Origin of the sequence: Streptomyces sp. NPDC102279, assembly GCF_044766365.1 — a bacterium.
Lineage (GTDB): Bacteria > Actinomycetota > Actinomycetes > Streptomycetales > Streptomycetaceae > Streptomyces.
The window spans coordinates 268076-288754 of record NZ_JBIWLU010000013.1 but is presented as its reverse complement, the minus strand read 5'-3'; the positions used below and the strand labels follow the sequence as shown (position 1 = coordinate 288754).

Annotated in this window: 17 protein-coding genes; 3 read left to right on the top strand and 14 right to left on the bottom strand. The window is 71.9% G+C overall.

Going from position 1 to position 20679, the window contains the following annotated elements; genetic code table 11:
• Positions 1–122: 122 nt before the first annotated feature.
• From ACIRQH_RS31800 to rimP, 3 genes are all read right to left on the bottom strand, one after another.
• Complete coding sequence (locus ACIRQH_RS31800; RefSeq protein ID WP_164371085.1) at positions 123–401, bottom strand: YlxR family protein; 279 nt, start codon at positions 399–401, stop codon at positions 123–125.
• Between the two features lie 101 nt (positions 402–502).
• Positions 503–1501 carry a transcription termination factor NusA gene (nusA, locus tag ACIRQH_RS31795; RefSeq protein WP_355868106.1) on the bottom strand — a complete coding sequence of 333 codons (999 nt, stop codon included), beginning with the start codon at positions 1499–1501 and terminating at the stop codon, positions 503–505.
• 2 nt (positions 1502–1503) lie between these two features.
• The gene (rimP, locus tag ACIRQH_RS31790) at positions 1504–2001 is read right to left on the bottom strand and encodes a ribosome maturation factor RimP (RefSeq protein WP_358816327.1); all 498 of its coding nucleotides are present in this window, start codon (positions 1999–2001) and stop codon (positions 1504–1506) included.
• Positions 2002–2253: 252 nt separating this feature from the next.
• Between rimP and ACIRQH_RS31785 the strand changes: the two genes are divergently transcribed.
• The 3 genes from ACIRQH_RS31785 to ACIRQH_RS31775 are packed head-to-tail and all read left to right on the top strand — an operon-like array spanning position 2254 to position 4304.
• Positions 2254–2853, top strand: a complete 600-nt coding sequence (locus ACIRQH_RS31785; protein ID WP_388869727.1) for a hypothetical protein — start codon at positions 2254–2256, stop codon at positions 2851–2853.
• Positions 2850–3323 (top strand): ferritin-like domain-containing protein, encoded by a 474-nt coding sequence (locus tag ACIRQH_RS31780; protein WP_362978907.1) that lies wholly within the window; start codon positions 2850–2852, stop codon positions 3321–3323. Before ACIRQH_RS31785 ends, ACIRQH_RS31780 begins: the two co-directional genes overlap by 4 nt.
• A 39-nt stretch (positions 3324–3362) precedes the next feature.
• Entirely contained in the window at positions 3363–4304 is a 942-nt protein-coding gene (locus tag ACIRQH_RS31775; protein ID WP_358816349.1) for an aminoglycoside phosphotransferase family protein, read from the top strand.
• A gap of 217 nt (positions 4305–4521) precedes the next feature.
• Here the strand turns inward: ACIRQH_RS31775 and ACIRQH_RS31770 are convergent, their stop codons facing one another.
• The 11 genes from ACIRQH_RS31770 to ACIRQH_RS31720 all read right to left on the bottom strand — a co-directional run bounded on the left by ACIRQH_RS31770 (position 4522) and on the right by ACIRQH_RS31720 (position 20619).
• Positions 4522–6213 (bottom strand): proline--tRNA ligase, encoded by a 1692-nt coding sequence (locus ACIRQH_RS31770; RefSeq protein WP_388869730.1) that lies wholly within the window; start codon positions 6211–6213, stop codon positions 4522–4524.
• Positions 6214–6284: 71 nt separating this feature from the next.
• Positions 6285–6854, bottom strand: coding sequence for a GNAT family N-acetyltransferase (locus ACIRQH_RS31765; RefSeq protein ID WP_358816323.1), 570 nt, complete (start codon positions 6852–6854; stop codon positions 6285–6287).
• A gap of 85 nt (positions 6855–6939) precedes the next feature.
• Complete coding sequence (locus tag ACIRQH_RS31760; protein WP_358816322.1) at positions 6940–7788, bottom strand: GNAT family N-acetyltransferase; 849 nt, start codon at positions 7786–7788, stop codon at positions 6940–6942.
• A gap of 271 nt (positions 7789–8059) precedes the next feature.
• Positions 8060–9217 (bottom strand): flavodoxin-dependent (E)-4-hydroxy-3-methylbut-2-enyl-diphosphate synthase, encoded by a 1158-nt coding sequence (ispG, locus tag ACIRQH_RS31755; RefSeq protein WP_358816321.1) that lies wholly within the window; start codon positions 9215–9217, stop codon positions 8060–8062.
• Between the two features lie 205 nt (positions 9218–9422).
• Entirely contained in the window at positions 9423–9575 is a 153-nt protein-coding gene (locus ACIRQH_RS31750) for a hypothetical protein (RefSeq protein WP_358816320.1), read from the bottom strand.
• A 206-nt stretch (positions 9576–9781) separates the two neighbouring features.
• Positions 9782–11086 (bottom strand): site-2 protease family protein, encoded by a 1305-nt coding sequence (locus tag ACIRQH_RS31745; protein WP_358816319.1) that lies wholly within the window; start codon positions 11084–11086, stop codon positions 9782–9784.
• Positions 11083–12339, bottom strand: coding sequence for a 1-deoxy-D-xylulose-5-phosphate reductoisomerase (dxr, locus tag ACIRQH_RS31740; protein ID WP_388869736.1), 1257 nt, complete (start codon positions 12337–12339; stop codon positions 11083–11085). The genes ACIRQH_RS31745 and dxr overlap by 4 nt, the downstream gene beginning before the upstream one ends.
• 383 nt (positions 12340–12722) lie before the next feature.
• The gene (locus tag ACIRQH_RS31735) at positions 12723–14654 is read right to left on the bottom strand and encodes an acyl-CoA dehydrogenase family protein (protein WP_358816318.1); all 1932 of its coding nucleotides are present in this window, start codon (positions 14652–14654) and stop codon (positions 12723–12725) included.
• Between the two features lie 232 nt (positions 14655–14886).
• Positions 14887–16332 carry an aldehyde dehydrogenase family protein gene (locus ACIRQH_RS31730; RefSeq protein ID WP_358816348.1) on the bottom strand — a complete coding sequence of 482 codons (1446 nt, stop codon included), beginning with the start codon at positions 16330–16332 and terminating at the stop codon, positions 14887–14889.
• 280 nt (positions 16333–16612) lie between these two features.
• Positions 16613–18271 carry a PucR family transcriptional regulator gene (locus ACIRQH_RS31725; RefSeq protein ID WP_388869739.1) on the bottom strand — a complete coding sequence of 553 codons (1659 nt, stop codon included), beginning with the start codon at positions 18269–18271 and terminating at the stop codon, positions 16613–16615.
• Positions 18272–18477: 206 nt separating this feature from the next.
• Positions 18478–20619: an ATP-binding protein gene (locus ACIRQH_RS31720; protein WP_388869742.1), complete on the bottom strand. Its 2142-nt coding sequence runs from the start codon at positions 20617–20619 to the stop codon at positions 18478–18480.
• Positions 20620–20679: the final 60 nt, after the last annotated feature.

Sequence of the window (20679 nt, the reverse complement as noted above, 5' to 3'; positions counted from 1 at the left end):
GTCCGGACCGTCGCTACTTCATGGGCGTACTCATCGCGTGCTCATCGAGTGCTCATCGCAATCTCGACCTACTTCCAACTCGCGGGGTACCAGGGCCGCACGGGGGTTCCGCGCGACGCTTCTTACGGTGTTGCCTGCTCGACGTGGAGGCGAAGAGCCGCGGTGTCGAGCGGTCCCGGAGCGCGCAGCGCCCGTGGGATCGCCCGGCGGCGGATCGCCAGGTCGAGACAGACCAGGGCGGGATGCACGTACGCACCCCGGCCGGGCAGCGTACCGCGATGATCGGGGACGCATTCGCCCTCGACCGCCACGATGCGCAGCAAGTCTCTCTTGGCCGCTCGCTCCCGGCACCCCACACAGGTGCGTTCAGGGCATGCGCGGGCTCGCGTCCGGCCAGACACTCTTAAGTCTACCTCCCCGTAACGACCTCACCCTTTTGGGGCAAGAATCGAACGGTTGTTGTCGTGATCCAAGCCACTCGTGGCGCGGATCTATTCCCCGATCACTCGCCGCGCTGGTCGGCAGGCTGTTCGGTGTCCGGACGGATGTCGATCCGCCAGCCGGTGAGACGGGCGGCGAGGCGGGCGTTCTGGCCCTCCTTGCCGATCGCCAGTGACAGCTGGTAATCGGGAACCGTCACGCGCGCGGAGCGGGCGGCGAGGTCGACGACCTCCACCTTGGAGACACGCGCCGGGGAGAGCGCGTTCGCCACCATGTCGGCCGGGTCGTCCGACCAGTCGACGATGTCGATCTTCTCGCCGTTCAGCTCGGCCATGACGTTGCGCACCCGGCCGCCCATCGGGCCGATGCAGGCGCCCTTGGCGTTCAGGCCGCTGCGGGTGGACCGGACGGCGATCTTCGTGCGGTGGCCGGCCTCGCGGGCGATCGCGGCGATCTCGACGGACCCGTCGGCGATCTCCGGAACCTCCAGCGCGAAGAGCTTCTTCACGAGGCTGGGGTGGGTGCGCGACAGCGTCACGGACGGACCGCGGACGCCCTTGGCCACCCGGACGACGTACGAGCGCAGGCGCAGGCCGTGCTCGTAGATCTCCCCGGGGACCTGCTCCTGCACCGGCAGGATGGCCTCCAGCTTGCCGATGTCCACGAGCACGTTCTTCGGGTCGCGGCCCTGCTGGACGACGCCGGTGACGATGTCGCCCTCGCGGCCCGCGTACTCACCGAGGGTCGCGTCGTCCTCGGCGTCCCGCAGGCGCTGCAGGATGACCTGCTTGGCGGTGGTCGCGGCGATCCGGCCGAAGTCGGACGGGGTGTCGTCGAACTCGCGCGCCTCCTGCCCCTCCTCCAGGTCCTGAGGGTCCTCCTTCGCCCACACCGTCACGTGACCGGTCTCCCGGTCGAGCTTGACGCGCGCGTGGCGGCGGCTTCCCTCGGTGCGGTGGTAGGCGATGAGGAGGGCCGACTCGATCGCCTCGACCAGCAGGTCGAAGGAGATCTCCTTCTCCCGCACCAGACCCCGCAGGGCACTCATGTCGATGTCCACGGCTACGCCTCCTCTTCCTTCTTGTCCTTGCGGCTGAACTCGACCTGCACACGGGCCTTGGCGATGTCCTCGAAGGCGAGCCGGCGGGCGGTGGGCTTGCGCCCCTTCACACCCGGCACCTCGACGTCGAGTCCGTCGTCCTCGACGTTCAGGATCCGTGCGGTCAGGTCGTCGCCGTCCGCCAGCTGGAACTTCACCAGCCGGTCGGTGGCGCGTACGTAGTGACGGTGCTCCTTGAGCTCGCGCTCGGCACCGGGGGTTCCGACCTCGAGGGTGTACTCGCCCTCACCCATCGCGTCCGTCTCGTCGAGCTTCGCCGAGAGCGCGCGGCTCACATCGGCGATCGCGTCCAGGTCGGCACCCTCGTCCGAGTCCACGACGACGCGCAGTACACGCTTCCGGCCGACGGACTCCACCTCGATCTCTTCCAGATCGAGTCCCTGGGAGGTCACGAGCGGATCCAGCAGTTCTCGCAGCCTCTCGCTCTGGGTCGTGCTCATCCGGGTGACTCCTCGGCCGCGTTTGCTGTTGTGGGTTGGTCGCGTGTCAGGTCAAAGGGTATCCGGTCGCGGGGGGTGTTGCCGTCCACCGGTGCTTGTGCTCCCACCCCGGGAGGTGCGGGAGCAGGGGCGGGAAAACGCTCCGGCGGCAGATGGGAGAGAGCCGCTGGACGGTGATCGGCTTCCGCGCGGGTACCGTGATCACGGGCAGCTCGCCCATACATTCGTACGAGCCCTCCGAGGACGCCTGTCGTGCCGTTTCCCCTCTCGTCACGCACCCCGTCGGGTCCGCGCCGAAGGACCCTGCTCGCGGCCGCCGCGGGCACCTTCGCCCTCGCGGGCTGCTCCGCCACCGAGCCGTCCGCCGACACGACCGGCGGCAGCCGCCCCTCGGCCGCCGACCGGGCACGCGCGCGTGCGGCCCGCGACAGCACGACCCTCGCGGGCCGGTACGCCGCGGTGATCGCCGCGCATCCGGACCTGCGGAAGAAGCTCGCGCCACTGCGGGCTGACGTCGTCGGTCACGCGCGGGCGTTCGGAGCGGGCAGCGCGGGCTCGTCGGCGTCCCCGTCGGCCTCGGCACCCGGCACGGCATCCCCCTCGGCGTCGGGTTCACCCGCTTCCCCGTCCGGTTCGGCCTCGGCTTCGGCTTCGGCTTCGGCGAGTACGTCGTCCGACGTCGCCGCGCAGCCCAAGGACGCCCTGTCCGAGCTGGCCACCGCCGAACTCGCGCTCGCGGACGAGCGGACGCAGGCCCTGGTGGAGCTTCCGGGGGAACTGGCCAGGTTGCTGGCCTCGGTGGCGGCGGCAGGCGCCGCCCACGCGTTTCTGCTGACGGAGGCGGCGAAGTGAGCGAACGGGACAGGACCGAGGAAGCCGAACTCAAGGCCCTGCAGGCCGCGCTGGCCGCCGAGCACGCCGCCGTGTACGGCTACGGCGTCGTCGGCGGCAAGATCGGCGAGAAGCGGCGGAGCGACGCCCGGGCGGCGTACGACGCCCATCGGGCGCGCCGTGACGCGCTCGTGCGGGCGGTGAAGGACCTCGGCGGAACGCCCGAGGCCGCCTCGGCGGCGTACGTGCTGCCGTTCCCGGTGACGGACTCCCCCACCGCCGTCCGGTTCGCGGCCGACCTGGAGGAGCGGGTGGCGGCCGTGTACTCGGACCTCGTACGCGCCACCACGGGCGACCAGCGGCGCACCGCGGCCGGGGCGCTGCGCGAGGCGGCGGTCCGGGCGGTGCGCTGGAACGGCGAGAGCGTAGCCTTCCCTGGGCTCGCCGAGCGGGCGGGCACCCCGACGCCCTCGGCGTCCTCGCCGGCGTAACGCGACCTGGAAGGAAACATCTCGCGCATGGACTCGCGCATGGTCTTCGAACCGCCGCAGCGCCTTCTGCGGGCGCTCGGCGAGAACAGGCAGAGCGGGTCGGAAGGGGCCGACGGGGCCGAGGCGTGGCTGGAGAAGCTGCCCGAGCTGGCCCGACAGGCCGTGGAGCAGCGCGAGTTGGCGCCCGAGCGGGTCCAGGCCCCGGGCGGCCGCAGCAGTCTGGTCGTGCTGGTGCGGCAGGCCGACGGAACACCCGCCGTCCTGAAGCTGGCCCCGGACCGCGCGCGTCCGGAGAGCGAGCGGGCGGCGCTGGCGCACTGGGACGGCCGCGGCGCGGTACGCCTCCTCAACCCCGGTGACACCCACGGCGTGCTGCTGCTGGAGCGGCTGCACCCGGACATGTCCGTGCGGACGCTGCCCGAGGCGAAGGCCCTGCTGGAAGCGGCCGGCACGCTGCGGCGGCTGTGGGTCGAACCGCCCGCGGGCCATGTCTTCGAGACCGTCGGGGAACGGACCGGGCGGCAGGCCGAGGCGATGCGCGCCACCGTGTCGGAGGGCGCGGAGGGAGCGGAGGGCGGCGCCGAGATCGGCGCGCTGGTCGACGCCGCGCTCGCGGCCCGCGACGAGCTGCTGACGGAGCCGCCCGAGACGCGGCTGCTGCACGGCACCTTCCGGCAGAGCAAGGTGCTCGCCGGGGAGCGCAGCCCGTGGCTGGCCGTCGGCCCCGACCCGGTGGTCGGCGAGTGCGCCTTCGACCTGGCACGGCTGGTCCGCGACCGGGTGGAGGACCTGATCGCCTCGCCCTCCGGAGCGTCGATCACCCGGCGCCGCATCAAGCGCCTCGCCGAGTCCCTGGAAGTGGACCAGGAACGCCTGCGCGGCTGGACCCTGTTCCGCGCGGTCGAGTCGGGCGTACGAGCGGGCCGGGTCGGCCGCCCCCGGGACGCCGAACTACTGCTGGAGTTCGCCGGCTGGGTGTGAGCCGGCGCACCTGCCTCGCTCACCGGGCACGGCGCGCTCACGGACGTGAGCGACGCACCGGTGCCCGGAGTGCGGTCCCTGACGCTGCCGGACCCGGTCCGGCCTTCACGCGCGGGCCCGGCCCGACGGGGAGCGCTCGGACGGCAGGCCGCCGCAGAACGGACGACGGCGCCCGTCGAGCCCCGGTCCGGGCTCGGCGCGCGCCGCCAGGGGATCGCTAGGCCGTCAGGCGGGCGATGGCCTCGTCGACGGTCAGTTCCTCGCGCTCGCCGGTGCGGCGGTCCTTCAGCTCCAGGACGCCCTCGGCCGAGCGGCGGCCGGCGATCAGGATCTTCGGTACGCCGATGAGCTCCGCGTCCGTGAACTTCACGCCCGGCGAGACACCGGCGCGGTCGTCGACCAGGACGCGGACGCCCACGGCACCCAGCTTCTCCGACACGTCGAGCGCCAGCTCGGTCTGCAGGGCCTTGCCCGCGGCGACCACGTGGACGTCGGCCGGCGCGATCTCCTTGGGCCAGCACAGGCCCTGATCGTCCGCCGACTGCTCGGCCAGGGCGGCGACCGCGCGGGAGACACCGATGCCGTACGAGCCCATGGTCACGCGGACCGGCTTGCCCTGCTGACCGAGGACGTCCAGCTGGAAGGTGTCGGCGTACTTGCGGCCGAGCTGGAAGATGTGGCCGATCTCGATGGCCCGGTCCAGCTTGAGGCCGGTGCCGCAGTTGGGGCAGGGGTCGCCCTCTTCCACGACGACGACGTCGAGGTGGTCGTCGACCTCGAAGTCGCGGCCGGCGACGACGTTCTTCGCGTGTGTGTCGGCCTTGTTGGCGCCGGTGATCCAGGCGGTGCCGGGCGCGATGCGCGGGTCGGCGATGTAGCGGACCTTCTCCAGTCCCTGCGGGCCGACGTAACCCCGTACGAGGTCGTCGCGGCCCTCGAAGTCCTCGGCCGTGACGAGTTCGACGACGGCCGGGGCGAGGTGCTCGCCCAGCTTGCCGAGGTCGACCTCGCGGTTGCCGGGGACGCCCACGGCCACGATCTCGCCGTCGACCTTGACCAGCAGGTTCTTCAGCGTCGCGGAGGCGGGCACGCCGAGGTGCTCGGCGAGCGACTCGATGGTGGGGGTGTCGGGGGTGTCCAGTTCCTCGACCGGGCCGTGCTCCTCGGAGACGGGCGTGAGCGCGAACGTCACGGCCTCCGTGTTGGCGGCATAGTCGCAGGCGGGGCAGTCCGCGAAGGTGTCCTCACCGGCCGCGGCCGGCGCGAGGAACTCCTCGGAGGCGGAGCCGCCCATGGCGCCGGAGACGGCGGACACGATGCGGTAGTCGAGACCGAGGCGCGTGAAGATCTTCTGGTAGGCCTCGCGGTGCAGCCGGTAGGACTCGGCGAGCCCCTCGTCCGTGGTGTCGAAGGAGTACGAGTCCTTCATGTGGAACTCGCGGCCGCGCAGCACTCCCGAGCGGGGGCGGGCCTCGTCGCGGTACTTCGTCTGGATCTGGTAGAGCATGACCGGCAGGTCCTTGTACGAGGACGCCTGGTCCTTGACCAGGAGGGTGAAGATCTCCTCGTGCGTCGGGCCGAGCAGGTACTCGCCGCCCTTGCGGTCCTTGAGACGGAAGAGCAGGTCGCCGTACTCGTCCCAGCGGCCCGAGGCCTCGTAGGGCTCCTTGGGCAGCAGGGCCGGCAGGAGGACCTCCTGGGCGCCGATAGCGTCCATCTCCTCGCGGACCACGCGGGAGATGTTGTCGAGGACCTTCTTGCCGAGCGGCAGCCACGTCCAGATGCCCGCGGCGTTGCGTCGCACGTAGCCGGCGCGGACCAGCAGCTTGTGGCTGAGCGTCTCGGCGTCCGCGGGGTCGTCACGCAATGTCTTGACCATCAAACGGGACATGCGCTGGACCTGGGCCATGATTCTCGACTCCTGCTGCGTAAGGGTGATGCCAGGAGGTTAGCCGGGCGGCGGCCGGTCCCGGAAATCCGTTAACGGTGACGCAGCGGCAGCGGGGCGCCCATCACGGCGTACGGCTTGGGCGCGCTGGGGAACAGGACCTGCTCCGCGAGGTCCTCGTAGCCGAGGGAGCGGTAGAGGCCGCGGGCCGGGCTGTCGACGTCGATCGCGGAGAGGATCGAGCGGGGCTCGGTGGCGGTCGCGGTGATGCCGGTGATCAGGGCGCGGCCGACGCCGCGGTTCTGGAACCGCGGGTGGACGTGCAGCTCGGTGATCACGAAGGAGTGGTCGAGCCAGCCCTCCTGGCCCTGTGCGCGCAGATACGGCTCGACGACGGTGGACCACCAGTGGCCGCGGTCGTTGGGCATGCCGTAGACGAAGCCGACGAGCCGGCCGTCGACGGTGGTGGCGCCGAGCGCGTGGGCTCCCGGGTACGTGAGGTGGCGCAGCACGATCTGGCGGCGTACGGCGATCTCATCGGCGCCGAGCCCGAACGCGAGGGCCTGCACGGCGAGCGCCTCGTCGACGCGCGCCGCGAGATCCAGCGGGCCGACGGCCACGTCGTCGGAGTTGCGGTGGCCGTGACCGGGAATGCGCAGCATGCGGGGAGACTACCTGGCGAACCGTGGGGCGCGTGAGGTCTGCGGGAGCGGTCTCCGACGTCGGTACGGACCGGTGGGCCGGGTGTCAGAACAGGACGCTCATGAACGCGCCGACCTCTTGGAAGCCGACCCTGCGGTAGGTCGCCCGGGCCGCGGTGTTGAAGTCGTTCACGTAGAGGCTGACGACGGGGGCGACGTCGGCGAGGGCGTAGCGCAGGACGGCGGCCATGCCGGGGGCGGCCACGCCCCGGCCGCGGTACTCGGGGGCCACCCAGACGCCCTGGATCTGGCAGGCGTGGGCGGTCGCGGCGCCGATCTCGGCCTTGAAGACGACCTTGCCGTCCTGGCCGAGGCGGGCGAAGGACCGGCCTGCGCCGACGAGTTCGGCCACCCGGGCCTGGTAGAGCAGTCCGCCGTCACCCGCCATCGGCGAGACGCCGACCTCCTCGGTGAACATCGCCACGCACGCCGGCATGATCGACTCCATCTCGTCCTTGCGGATGCGGCGGACGAAAGGATCCGGGGTGACCGCGGCGGGCAGTCGGTCGGTGACCATCAGGGGCTGGTGGGCGCGGACGTCGCGGGCCGGGCCCCAGCTGGGTTCGAGCAGCCGCCACAGCTGGGCGGTGGGTTCGGCGGGGCCGACGATCGAGGAGCAGCGGCGGCCGCCCCGGCGGGCCCGGTCGGCGAAGCCGCGCACGGCGCGTGGGGTGGCGCAGATCGGGACGAGGTTGGCGCCCGCGTAGCAGAGGGACTGCAGCATGCCGTCCTCGTACCAGCCCCACATCTCGCCGCCGAGCCGCCACGGATCGAGGCCCGCGACCCGTACGCGGGAGGCGACGAAGGCGTTCGTCACCGGCTCGCGGTCGAGGACGGCGAGCGCGGCGTCCAGGTCACTCGGTTCGAGGACCCTGGTGGTGGTCTGGGTCAACACGTGCGGGGGCCTCACCCTGGGGTCTGCTGATCTCCGCACTGTACCTGCCGTGGTTGTGCCCCGCCGCCCCTTGTTCCGGGGGAACCCGGGGCTGCCCGGACCCCGGGCGGTCCCGGATCCTGCCCTGCTGTTCGGCCACGGATTCGTCGTGCCGTTCGGCCACGGGTTCGTCGGGGTCGGCCGCGCGGTTCCCCTCACCCCCGAGCGTCCGAACCGCGATCGGCTCGTCCGGAGCGGAGTCCGAACGAGCCGGTCGGGATGCGGTGGTGGGTCAGCCGGCGACCGAGATCGACGGTTCGCCGGAGGGGATGCCGTCGGCCTCCATCTGCTCGGCGAGCTTCATCGCCTCTTCGATGAGGGTCTCCACGATCTTCGACTCGGGGACGGTCTTGATGACCTCGCCCTTGACGAAGATCTGGCCCTTGCCGTTGCCGGAGGCGACGCCGAGGTCGGCCTCGCGGGCCTCGCCCGGGCCGTTCACGACGCAGCCCATGACGGCGACGCGGAGCGGGACCTCCATGCCGGTGAGGCCGGCGGTGACTTCCTCGGCCAGCTTGTAGACGTCGACCTGGGCGCGGCCGCAGGACGGGCAGGAGACGATCTCCAGGCCGCGCTGCTTGAGGTTCAGCGACTCCAGGATCTGGAGGCCGACCTTGACCTCCTCGACCGGCGGAGCCGACAGGGAGACGCGGATGGTGTCGCCGATGCCCTCGGAGAGCAGGGCGCCGAAGGCGACGGCCGACTTGATGGTGCCCTGGAACGCCGGGCCGGCCTCGGTCACGCCGAGGTGCAGCGGGTAGTCGCAGGCGGCGGCGAGCTGGCGGTAGGCGTTGACCATGACGACCGGGTCGTTGTGCTTGACCGAGATCTTGATGTCGCGGAAGTCGTGCTCCTCGAAGAGGGAGGCCTCCCAGAGCGCGGACTCGACCAGCGCCTCGGGGGTCGCCTTGCCGTACTTCTGGAGCAGACGCTTGTCGAGGGAGCCCGCGTTGACGCCGATCCGGATCGGGGTGCCGGTGTCGTTCGCGGCCCGCGCGATCTCCTTGACCTGGTCGTCGAACTGCTTGATGTTGCCGGGGTTGACGCGGACGGCCGCACAGCCGGCGTTGATCGCGGCGAACACGTACTTCGGCTGGAAGTGGATGTCCGCGATGACCGGGAGCTGCGACTTCCTGGCGATGGTGGCGAGCGCGTCGGCGTCGTCCTGCGTGGGGCAGGCCACGCGCACGATCTGGCAGCCGGACGCGGTCAGCTCGGCGATCTGCTGCAGCGTGGCGCCGATGTCCGACGTACGCGTGGTCGTCATCGACTGCACCGAGACGGGAGCGTCTCCGCCCACGGCGACGCTTCCGACCTGGATCTGTCGGCTCTTGCGGCGCTCGGCCAGCTTGGTCGGAACGGACGGCATGCCGAGAGAAATCGCAGTCATCTGCTGTGCAACCCCAAGTCGTGGATCAAGTGCTGGTCCCGTGAGCAGCGGGCTCCAAGATTTGAGATTACGGCACGCAGGTGTACGGAGGCACATGACGTCCTGCGGTCCACTCGATGTCGGTGTATCGCGATCGGCCGGACATGGAGACGGCTCCCCGCGGGCAGCCTGTCCGGATGAACCTGTCCGGCCGATCGCCGCGCCCTCAGGCGACCTCGTCCACATCCAGTGCCGTGCGGATCAGCAGCGACGGCACGGTTCGCTGAAAGACCGGCGTTCCGCCGCCCTCCTCGTTGAGCAGCCTCATAAGAGCCGCCCAGACGCCGCTCTCCAACCGCACCCGCTGCCTGGCCCGCACCTTCACACGGTCACCGAACCGCGTCCGTCCTCTCCGGACTGGCCGGACCCCAGGGTGTTGGCGCACCGCTGGGGTCACCCATGAACAGAAGGAACGTACGAAAACCGCACAGGTGAAGACGCGAAGAAGCCCCGCCCTTCACCCCTGTGAGTTACCTAGGTGAAGGGCGGGGCACGGGCGACCGGCCTGCCCGACCGAGCACTCGGTCAGCTGATGCGGACCGGGTTAACCACGTCCGCGATGAAGACCAGGATCGTGAAGCAGACGAAGACTCCGGCCACCACGTAGGCCACCGGCATCAGCTTCGCCACGTCGAACGGGCCGGGGTCCGGCCGCTTCAGCAGCTTCGCCGTGTTCCGCCGCAGCGACTCCCAGAGCGCCCCCGCGATGTGCCCGCCGTCGAGCGGCAGCAGGGGGAGCATGTTGAACAGGAAGAGGGAGAGGTTGAACCCGGCGACCAGCAGCAGCATCATCGCGACCTGCTGCGACGCGGGGATGTCGAGGGTGAAGACGTCACCGCCGATGCGTGCCGCTCCGACCACGCCCATCGGGGAGTCGGCCTTGCGCGGGCCGTCGCCGAAGGCCGCGTCCCACAGGTCGGGGACCTTGCCGGGCAGCGCGACCAGCGATTCGACGCCGTTCTCCATCATGTCGCCCATGCGGGTCACGGACTCTCCGAAGGACTGCTCGACGATGCCGGAGGCGGGCGTGAAGCCGAGGAAGCCGGCGTACACGTACTTGCCCTCGACGTAGCCGCCGTCGCCGTCGGTCTTGCTCACCTGGTTCCTGATCAGGTGGGCGTTCAGGTCGAGGCGCTCGCCCTTGCGCTCGACGGTGATCGCGACGTCCTTGCCGGGGTTGGCCCGGATGTCGGACTGCAGGGCCGCCCAGTCCTTGACCGGCTTGCCGTCGAACGCGACGATCTTGTCGCCGCCCTGGAGCCCCGCGGCCTTGGCGGGCGCCGCGTCGTCGCTCTTCGCGCACTTCGTGCGGTTCTCGCTCTGCTGGATGACGCAGTCCGAGACCTTGCCGACCGTGGTCGTCTGGGTGTTCACGCCGAACGTCATCATCACGCCGAGGAAGATCACGACGGCGAGGATGAGGTTCATGAACGGGCCGGCGAACATCACGATCACGCGCTTCCACGGCTTGCGCGTGTAGAAGAGGCGGGTCTCGTCGCCGGGCTGCAGTTCCTCGAAGGCCGCCGACCTGGCGTCCTCGATCATGCCCCGGAAGGGGGACGTCGAGCGGGCCTCGATCCGTCCGTCCGGGCCGGGCGGGAACATCCCGATCATGCGGATGTAGCCGCCGAGGGGGACGGCCTTGACGCCGTACTCGGTGTCGCCCTTCTTGCGCGACCAGATGGTCGGGCCGAAGCCGACCATGTACTGCGGCACACGGATGCCGAACAGTTTGGCCGTCGACAGATGCCCCAGCTCGTGCCACGCGATCGAGATGAGCAGGCCGACCACGAAGACGACTATGCCGAGGATCATCATCAGGGTCGTCATGCACGAGCCTCCGCGGTTGTCGTCCGTACCGTCAGTTCACGAGCCCGGGCACGCGCCCAGGTCTCTGCTTCGAGGACGTCCGCGACGGTCAGGGAAGTTCCCGTCCGCGGTGTGCCGTGTTCCTCGACCACCCGCGTCACGGTCTCCATGATCCCGTTGAACGGCAGGGTGCCGTTCAGGAACGCGTCCACGCACTCCTCGTTGGCGGCATTGAACACCGCCGGGGCCGTCCCCGCGAGCTGCCCCACGTGCCGGGCGAGCCCCACGGAGGGGAAGGCTTCGGTGTCGAGGGGGAAGAACTCCCAGCTCGACGCCTTGGTCCAGTCGAAGGCCGGCGCCGCGTCCGGGACGCGCTCGGGCCAGCCGAGGCCGATGGCGATCGGCCCCCGCATGTCGGGGGGCGTCGCCTGGGCGATCGTCGAGCCGTCCGTGAATTCCACCATCGAGTGGACATACGACTGCGGGTGCACGACCACCTCAATGCGATCGAAGGGAATGTCGTAGAGGAGGTGGGCCTCGATGACTTCCAGTCCCTTGTTCACCAGGGTCGCGGAGTTGATCGTGATGACCGGTCCCATGGCCCAGGTGGGGTGTGCGAGGGCGTCGGCCGGTGCCACGTCCGCCAGTTCCGCCTTCGTACGGCCGCGGAACGGGCCTCCGGAGGCGGTGACGACGAGTTTGCGGACGTCCGCGCGGGTGCCGGCGGCCAGCGCCTGGAAGAGGGCGGCGTGCTCGGAGTCGACCGGGATGATCTGGCCCGGCTTGGCGAGCGCCTTCACCAGCGGGCCGCCGACGATGAGCGACTCCTTGTTGGCGAGCGCGAGGGTGCGGCCCACCTCCAGGGCGGCGAGGGTGGGCGCGAGGCCGATGGAACCGGTGATGCCGTTCAGGACGGTGTGGCAGTCGGAGGCGGCGACCTGGGTGGCGGCCTCGGGTCCTGCCAGGATCTCGGGAAGGGGCTCGCCCGGACCGTACTGGTCGGCGAGTGCCTCCCTCAGCGCCGGTACGGCGTCCTCGCGCGCGACGGCGACCGTCCGCACCCGGAGCCGGTGGGCCTGCTCGGCGAGCAGGGCGACCCTGCCTCCGGCGGCCGAGAGCGCGGTGACCCGGAAGCGGTCGGGGTTGCGCAGCACGAGGTCGATGGCCTGGGTGCCGATCGAGCCGGTGGAGCCGAGGATCACGACATCGCGGGCTCCGTCCACGGGGTCGAAGACGAGATGCGGATCAGCGAGGGGGGCTGGACTGTCGCTCATCCCCCCATTGTGGCCGCATCGCGCCTCCGGCAGGACAGGGCGTCCCCTGTTCCCGCTCCTTCACACCCGATTCCGCCGGTGCGACCGCGTCGGGGGGTGGTGGGGAGCGCGAACGCCCGGTGGCGACGCCGCCGGCGGGGACCGGGCACCGCGTGGGTGCCGGGCCGGCCAGGTGGTCGTACTGATCCGCAGGTCAGCATGTACGGCGATGCCTGGAGCGGGGCTGCCGGAGCCGGGCGCCGCCCCTGCGGGCGGGCCGTTCACGCGGGCGGGCGCGGCCGGTGTGTGGGCGAGGCTGCGGGCGGGCGAACGCGCCTTCGACCACGCCGTCCGCCGTGTCGGGGCGGTGCGGCGTGGTCGCGGCTGACGCGGGGGCGGGGCCGTCAGCGGATGGGTCGGTGGACGTTCTCCCGCTCGCTCGGCCCCGGTGTCGCGTCGGCGATCCAGGGGCCTTCCCCGGACGGGTCGACGACGCCCTCCTCCAGCCAGGTGTACGTGCCCGACAGGACGCCCTTGACCACCGTGCGGTCGAGGTCGTCGGTGTTGGACCACAGGCGCCCGAAGAGTTCCTCCACGCGGATGCGGGACTGCCGGCAGAAGACGTCGGCGAGCTGGTAGGCCTCGCGGCCGTGGTCGTCGGTGCTGCGCAGGAGTTCGGCGCGCACGCAGGCCGCGCTCATCGCGAACAGTTCGGCGCCGATGTCGACGATCCGGCCGAGGAAGCCCTGCTTGGTCTCCATCCGGCCCTGCCAGCGTGACATGGCGTAGAAGGTCGACCGGGCGAGTTTGCGGGCGCTGCGCTCGACGTAGCGAAGGTGCGGGGACAGGTCGACCTCGTGCTTGAACTCGCCGAAGGAGTTGGGGAGCAGGCCGGATCCGGTGACGAGCTTCGGCAGCCACTTGGCGTAGAAGACGCCGGCGTTGGCGCCCGCCTTCGCCTTGTCCGAGAGGGATTTCTCGGGGTCGATGAGGTCACCGGCGACGGAGAGGTGGGCGTCGACGGCTTCCCGGGCGATCAGCAGGTGCATGATCTCCGTGGAGCCCTCGAAGATGCGGTTGATCCGCAGGTCGCGCAGGATCTGCTCGGTCGGGACGGCGCGTTCGCCGCGGGCCGCCAGCGACTCGGCGGTCTCGAAGCCGCGGCCGCCGCGGATCTGGACGAGTTCGTCGGCCATCAGCCAGGCCATCTCGGAGCCGTACAGCTTGGCGAGGGCGGCCTCGATGCGGATGTCGTTGCGGTTCTCGTCGGCCATCTGCGACGACAGGTCGAGGACCGCTTCGAGGGCGAACGTGGTGGCCGCGATGAAGGAGATCTTGGAGCCGACCGCCTCGTGGAAGGCGACGGGCTTGCCCCACTGCTCACGGGCCGCCGACCATTCGCGGGCGATCTTCAGGCACCATTTGCCGGCGCCCACGCACATCGCGGGCAGGGAAAGCCGGCCGGTGTTGAGGGTGGTCAGGGCGATCTTCAGGCCGGCGCCCTCGGGGCCGATGCGGTTCGCGGCAGGGACCCGGACCTGGTGGAAGCGGGTGACGCCGTTCTCCAGGCCCCTGAGGCCCATGAAGGCGTTGCGGTGCTCGACGGTGATGCCCTCGGAGCCGGCTTCGACGACGAACGCGGTGATGCCGCCCTTGTGCCCCTCGGACTTGGGGACGCGGGCCATCACGACGAGGAGGTCCGCGACGACGCCGTTGGTCGTCCACAGCTTCACTCCGTCGAGGACGTAGTCGTCCCCGTCCCGTACGGCGGTGGTCGCGAGGCGCGCGGGGTCGGAGCCGACGTCCGGCTCGGTGAGCAGGAAGGCGGAGATGTCGGTACGGGCGCAGCGGGGCAGGAAGGTGTCCTTCTGCTCCTGGGTGCCGAACTGCTTCAGCGGCTGCGGTACGCCGATGGACTGGTGGGCGGAGAGCAGTGCGCCGATGGCGGGGCTCGCGGAGCCGACGAGGGCGAGCGCCTTGTTGTAGTACACCTGGGTGAGGCCGAGGCCGCCGTACTTCGTGTCGATCTTCATGCCGAGGGCGCCGAGTTCCTTGAGCCCGTCGACCGTCTCGTCGGGGATCAGCGCCTCGCGTTCGATGCGGGCCGAGTCGATCTTCGTCTCGCAGAAGTCGCGGAGTTTGGCGAGGAACTCCTCGCCGCGCTGGGCGTCCTCGTCCGCGGGCATCGGGTGCGGATGGATGAGGTCGAGCCGGAACCGGCCGAGGAACAGCTCCTTCGCGAAACTGGGCTTGTGCCAGTCCTGTTCGCGCGCGGCCTCGGCGACCTGACGTGCCTCACGTTCGGTGACTGTGGGCTGTTGGGGTGGAGCGGACATGAGGCTCACCTCGCCGCGCATAGGGGACACAGGACAATTCGTTACCGACCGGTGCTACTCGATCGTATGTACCCGTGTACCCGATTCCCTGTCAGCCCACCAGCCCTCACGCGGCGTTCGGCCCAATGCGCGCCCCGCGCCGGTGGGTCCGGGGGCGGACACGCCGACGGCCTGAGCCCCCGCACAGTGGGCTCAGGCCGTCGGCTTCGGTGAGGTCGTGCGCGCTCTCGCGTCAGAGGGCGAGGCCGGTCAGCACCAGCACCCGCTCGTAGGTGTAGTCGTCCATGGCGAAGCGGACGCCCTCGCGGCCGACGCCGGACTGCTTGGCACCGCCGTACGGCATCTGGTCGGCGCGGTAGGACGGGACGTCGCCGATGACCACGCCGCCCACCTCCAGCGCGCGGTGGGCGCGGAAGGCGGCCTGGAGGTCGTGCGTGAACACGCCCGCCTGCAGGCCGTACTTGGAGTTGTTGGCGGCGGCGAAGGCGGCGGCCTCCCCGTCGACCTTCTGCACGGTGAGGACCGGGCCGAAGACCTCCTCGCAGGAGATCGTGGCGTCGGCCGGTACGTCGGTGAGGACGGTCGGCGCGTAGGAGGCGCCGTCGCGCTTGCCGCCGGTGAGGAGGGTGGCGCCTGCGGCGACGGCCTCGTCGACCCAGGACTCGACACGTTCGGCGGCGGCCTCGCTGACGAGGGGGCCGACGTCCGTGGTGGCGTCGGACGGGTCGCCGGTGACCTGCGCCTCGACGGCGGCGACGACGCGCGGCAGCAGCCGGTCGTACACCGAGGCGTCGGCGATCACGCGCTGCACGGAGATGCAGGACTGGCCGCCCTGGTAGTTCGAGAAGGTCGCGATGCGTGTCGCGGCCCAGTCCAGGTCGGCGTCGCTCGCGAAGTCGGCGAGGACGACGGCCGCGCCGTTGCCGCCCAGCTCCAGGGTGCAGTGCTTGCGCGGCACCGAGTCCATGATCGCGTAGCCGACCTTCTCGGACCCGGTGAAGGAGATGACGGGGAGGCGCTCGTCCTGGACGAGGGCGGGCATCTTGTCGTTGGCGACCGGCAGGATGCTCCACGAACCGGCCGGCAGGTCGGTCTCGGCGAGCAGGTCACCGATGATCAGGCCGGACAGCGGGGTGGCGGGCGCCGGCTTCAGGATGATCGGGGCACCGGCGGCGATGGCCGGGGCGATCTTGTGGGCGCACAGGTTGAGCGGGAAGTTGAAGGGCGCGATACCGAGGACGACACCCTTGGGGAAGCGGCGCGTGAGGGCGAGCCGGCCCTGGCCGCCCTGGTCGGTGTCGAGACGCTGGGCCTCGCCGCCGTTGAAGCGTCGGGCCTCCTCGGCGGCGAACCGGAAGACGGAGACGGCGCGGCCGACCTCACCCCGGGCCCACTTGATCGGCTTGCCGTTCTCGGCGGAGATGAGCTGCGCGATCTCCTCGGTGCGCTCGACGAGACGGCGCGAGACGTGGTCGAGGGCGGCGGCGCGCACGTGGGCCGGCGTGGCGGCGAACTCGTCCCGCACGGCGTGGGCGGCGGCCACGGCCTCCTCGACCTGGGCGTCTGTGGGAACGCTGACCTGACCGACGACCCGGCCGTCCCACGGCGAGGTGACGTCGAACGTGGTCTCACCGGTGACCTGGCGGCCGGCGAGCCAGAAGGCGTGGGTGGCCCCCACAATTTCCTGCGGCATCTGCGAGTCCCGGCCCTTCAGTGTTGGGGGGTGTTGCTGGCGGTCTTGCGCTGTCCGGCTCCACGGTAGGGCCGCGGACAGCGCGGGTCGTTTGTCCGGTGCGTAGCAGTCGGGGAACGGGGTGCGCCGGATTGGCCTGGTGGCCGGGTGCCCGGGCGCGGCCCGGTTTGCGAGCCTCGGTCTGCCGGTACGAGAAGGGCCGGGCTCTCGTGCTCGGGCCCGGCCCTGTGCGTGCGTACGGGCGGCACCGGAGGCGACCCGCGCCTCATTCCCCTGTCGCGGCGGTCGTCTTCAGGGCCAGCCAGAGTTCCATCCGGACGTCCGGATCGTCGAGGGAGCGGCCGAGGATCTCTTCGACGCGGCGCATCCGGTAGCGCAGGGTGTGGCGGTGGACGCCCAGGTCGGCGGCGGCGGCGTCCCACTGGCCGTGGCGGGAGAGCCAGGCCCGCAGTGAGGCGACCAGGTCTCCGCGGCCGGTGGCGTCGTGTTCGTGCAGGGCGCGCAGGAGGCCGTCCGCGAACGCCCGCACGGCGTCGTCCGCGAGCAGCGGCAGCACGGATCCGGCGGCCAGTTCCTCGTGCTCGACGAGGAAGCGGCCGCGCCGCCGGGCGACGGACAGCGCCTGCTCGGCCTGCTTGTAGGCGGCGCGCGCGGCGATCGGACCGGCGGGGGCGGAGAGGCCGACGACGAGTTCGTCCTCGTCCCCGGCGGGCTGCTCGCGCTGTGCGGCACGGGCGGCCTCCAGCACCACGGCGTAGTCCCCGCAGGCGGTGACCGCGGCGCCGCCGTCCACGGCGAGGACGACCAGCCGCTCCCCCTCGGGCACGAGGAGCACGGACTCCCCGGAGCGGGCGGCGGCCGACTCGAGGACCTCGGCGAGGCCGCCCAGCGGGTCGCCGTTGACGTCGGGGACGGCGACGGCGGTCTTGGAGCGTGTGGCAGCGCCCACGCGCGCGTGGCCGTCGGCGTGGGCCCGGGCGGCGGACCCGGACGCCGCTTCGGCGATGATCAGCCGGAAGGGCGCGTCGAGGAGCGAGCCGTACAGGTCGCCCGCGACGGCCCGGGCGTGGTCGGGCTCACCGGCGAGCAGCATCCGCAGGACGGCCGCGCCGATGCGCTGTTCGGCGGCCTGCAGCGATCGGGAGCGTTCCGTGGTGAGCGTGAGCAGAGCGATGGCCGAGTGGACGGCGTAGCGCTCGGCGGTGCCGAGGGCGGCGGCGGTCCCGACGGCGAGCGCGGCGCGCGGCCTGCGGCCGGTGCCGAGGGAGTGCAGTTCGACACGGTCCTCGCCGCCCACCACCGAGCTGGCCGGCGCGGGCCGCTCCCGCAGTCGTTCCACGTCCGCGGTGAGCCGCGCGGCCCGGCGTCCGGCCCATTCGGGCGCTGTGGCGACGACGGCGCCGGACGCGTCGTAGAGCGCCGCCCAGCCGTCGACCTGTCCGGCGAGCGCGGAGAGCAGTCCCTCGGGGCCGTCGGTCAGGGCCTGCTTGGTGAGTTCGCGCTGCGCGGCGAACCCGGCGGTGACGGCCCGGTACTGGTCAGCGGCGATGGCGGCGGAGACGGCCTTGCTGATGGCGAGGAAGGGGGTACGCCGGGGCACTTCGAGGAGGGGCAGGCCCTCCTTCTCGGCGGCCTCGACGAGGGCCTTGGGGATCTCCTCGTAGTGGACCCCGACGGCGAAGCCGAGTCCGACGACTCCGGCGCCGGCCAGCCGCTTCACGTAGCGCTGCATGACGTCGGGGTCGTCCGCGTCCAGCTTGAGCGCCGTGATCAGGAGCAGTTCCCCGCCCTCCATGTAGGGCACGGGGTCGGCGAGCTCGCTGGCGTGCGCCCAGCGGACGGGCGCGTCCAGCCGGTCCTCGCCCGCGCGCACCGTGAGCTTCAGCGCGGAGTGGTGGACGAGCGAGGCGAGCGTGGGGGGCATGAGGCCTTCAGGTCAGGTCTGTGTGATCTCTGTGATCTCAGGTCGGGTCCGGTGTGATCTCTGTGATCTTTTGGCCGCCGCGTATGAACGACCTGTGTCGATTCTGCCTCACCGTACGGTCGCGGCGTGACCCCATGCCCATACGTCCAGTTCAGCGGCGACCACCTGTCCCCGTGGGCCCGCGTGGTCCGCCGCGGGGCTGTGGGTCAGCCGCGCAGGTCGACCAGCAGGGGCGGCGCGTGCTCGCCCTTGACGCTGGTCAGCGACAGCACCGCGTGCCCGGGCGGTACTCCGTGGGCCAGCTCGGACGCGGACCAGCGTTCCCGTTCGACCTGCCGGACGGTGACGGCGCGGGCGGTCGGCGCGTTCCCGGTGATCACCCGGCGCAGCATGTGGACGGCCTTGCCCGCGGGTGTCTCGGCGATGATCTGCCGGTCGGTGACGTCGCGGGCCTCGATCCACTCCTTGCCCCAGACCTCGGCGAAGTCCTGCCCGTCCCAGGGGGTGAGCCCGGACAGCGCCATCCGGCAGCCGATGGCCCCCAGCAGGGGGCTGCGCAGGGCCCGTGGCGCGTCGTCGAGGGTGCGCAGGGTGAGGACGGCCCCGGCGTTGCCGGAGCGCAGCCGCTGGATGCCCCGGACGGCCTCGGGGGTGATGACGCCGGTCGCGTCGTCGAGGACCAGACAGGCGAACAGTGACCGGTCCTCGCGCACCGCGACGCTCGCCGAGAACTGGGCGAGCACCAGGCGGGCGAGGATGCGGGAGGCGTCGGCGTGCCCGCGCGCGGGCAGGTCGATCCGGACCCGGACCGGATGGTCGAGGGCGCGCAGCGAGAAGGGCCGCGACTGTCCCGACGTGTCGAAGAAGCCGGCGAAGGCGGGCCGGTCGAGCAGCGCCACCCGGTCGGCGAGGACCCCGCCGACATCGCCCGGGAGGCCCGTCTGCCGTTCGCGGGCGTCGAGTTCGCGCAGGAGGGACGCCTGTCCGGCGTCCTCCAGTCCCTTGCGGAGTGCGTCGAGGGGCCCGCGGGCGCCGTCGAGCAGCTGGCGCAGCTCGGGCACGGAGGGGAACCTGCCGTGGACTGACCGGAAGGGGCCGAGCAGCTGGGCGAGCACGGTGGTCGAGCGCCTGCTGTCGCCGCCGGGGTGCGGGTCGGCGAGGTCACCGCCGAGCGCCTCGGCGAGCACCGCCGCCGCCTCGTCGGGGTCGGTGGTCCCGCCGTACAGGTCGAGGTCGTAGACGGAGTCGGGGTGCCCGATGCGGACGACGACGTCGTACGCGTCGACGGGTCCGAGCCCGGCACCGGAGGCGCCCACCACGACGACCGCGGCGCGTCCGGCGAGCGCGTGCAGGCACAGCGACTCGGCGAGCGGCCAGACGATCCCGCCGGTCTTGCCGGATCCGGGGGGCCCGACGGCGAGCAGCGAGGTACCCAGCAGGTCAGGTGCGAGACCGAGGCCGGTGCCGCGGTAGGCGTAGGGGTTGCGGGCGTCGTCGGCGGTGGTGCCGAGGCGGACCTGTCCGGTCACCAGGTCGTGGCGGGCGAGGCGTCCGGGCAGGTCGCGTGCGCCGGAGGGGTGCAGGCAGGCGGCCGAGCCGTCCTTCACGACCGCGCCGGTGAAGGTGGCGAGGCTGTGCCGTCCACTGCGTACGCCCTGCCAGGCGCGGGCGATCCGGGCGTGGTCGACGTCGCGCATCAGCCCGCAGCGGGCCTCGGCGGCGAGCCGGTCGGCGGCCTCGGTGGCGCCCGCGGCGCGGAGCTGGTTCCACTGGACGGGGTCGTCCTCGGGGGCGGGCGGTCGCTCGTTCACCGGCGCGGAGCCTCGCCAGGCTGGCGGTCCGTAGCGTCGCCAGATCTCGTTCCACCGGCCGAGCCGTCCCACGACGACCATGATGATCAGGGCGATCAGCGTGTAGTAGCCGTACCAGAGGAACGCGTTGCCGACGCGGTCGCCGCTGTGGCGCCAGGAGTCCGGGGTGAACAGTTCGAGGGGCAGGACCCACCAGCCGCCGAGGTAGCCGTTCCAGAGCAGCGACCAGACCAGCCATCCCACCAGGAAGGCGATGACGGCGCCGCTGAGCAGCTGGCGGGCCGGGATCTGCTCGGGCTCCTCCTCCGGCCGCGGGCGGTGGCCGAAGCGCCACACGCCCGGTGCCGCGTCCGGCCGGGGCGCGCGCACCCAGGCCACGAATTCCGACCCGTCGGGCAGCGGCGGCAGGCCGGGCGCCCGTGCCGGGCGGGGCGGGGCGGCGGGCATGTCCGGTGCCGGCCCGTCGGGCGGTCCTGCCGGACGCGGTACGGGACCGGCCTGCGTGCCCCGCGCGTCCTGGGTCCCGTCGCTGTTCATCGCCCTGCCCCCTGACCAGCCGCTCCGTGCTTCGTCCGCGGGTCAATCTAGTGCCCCCGC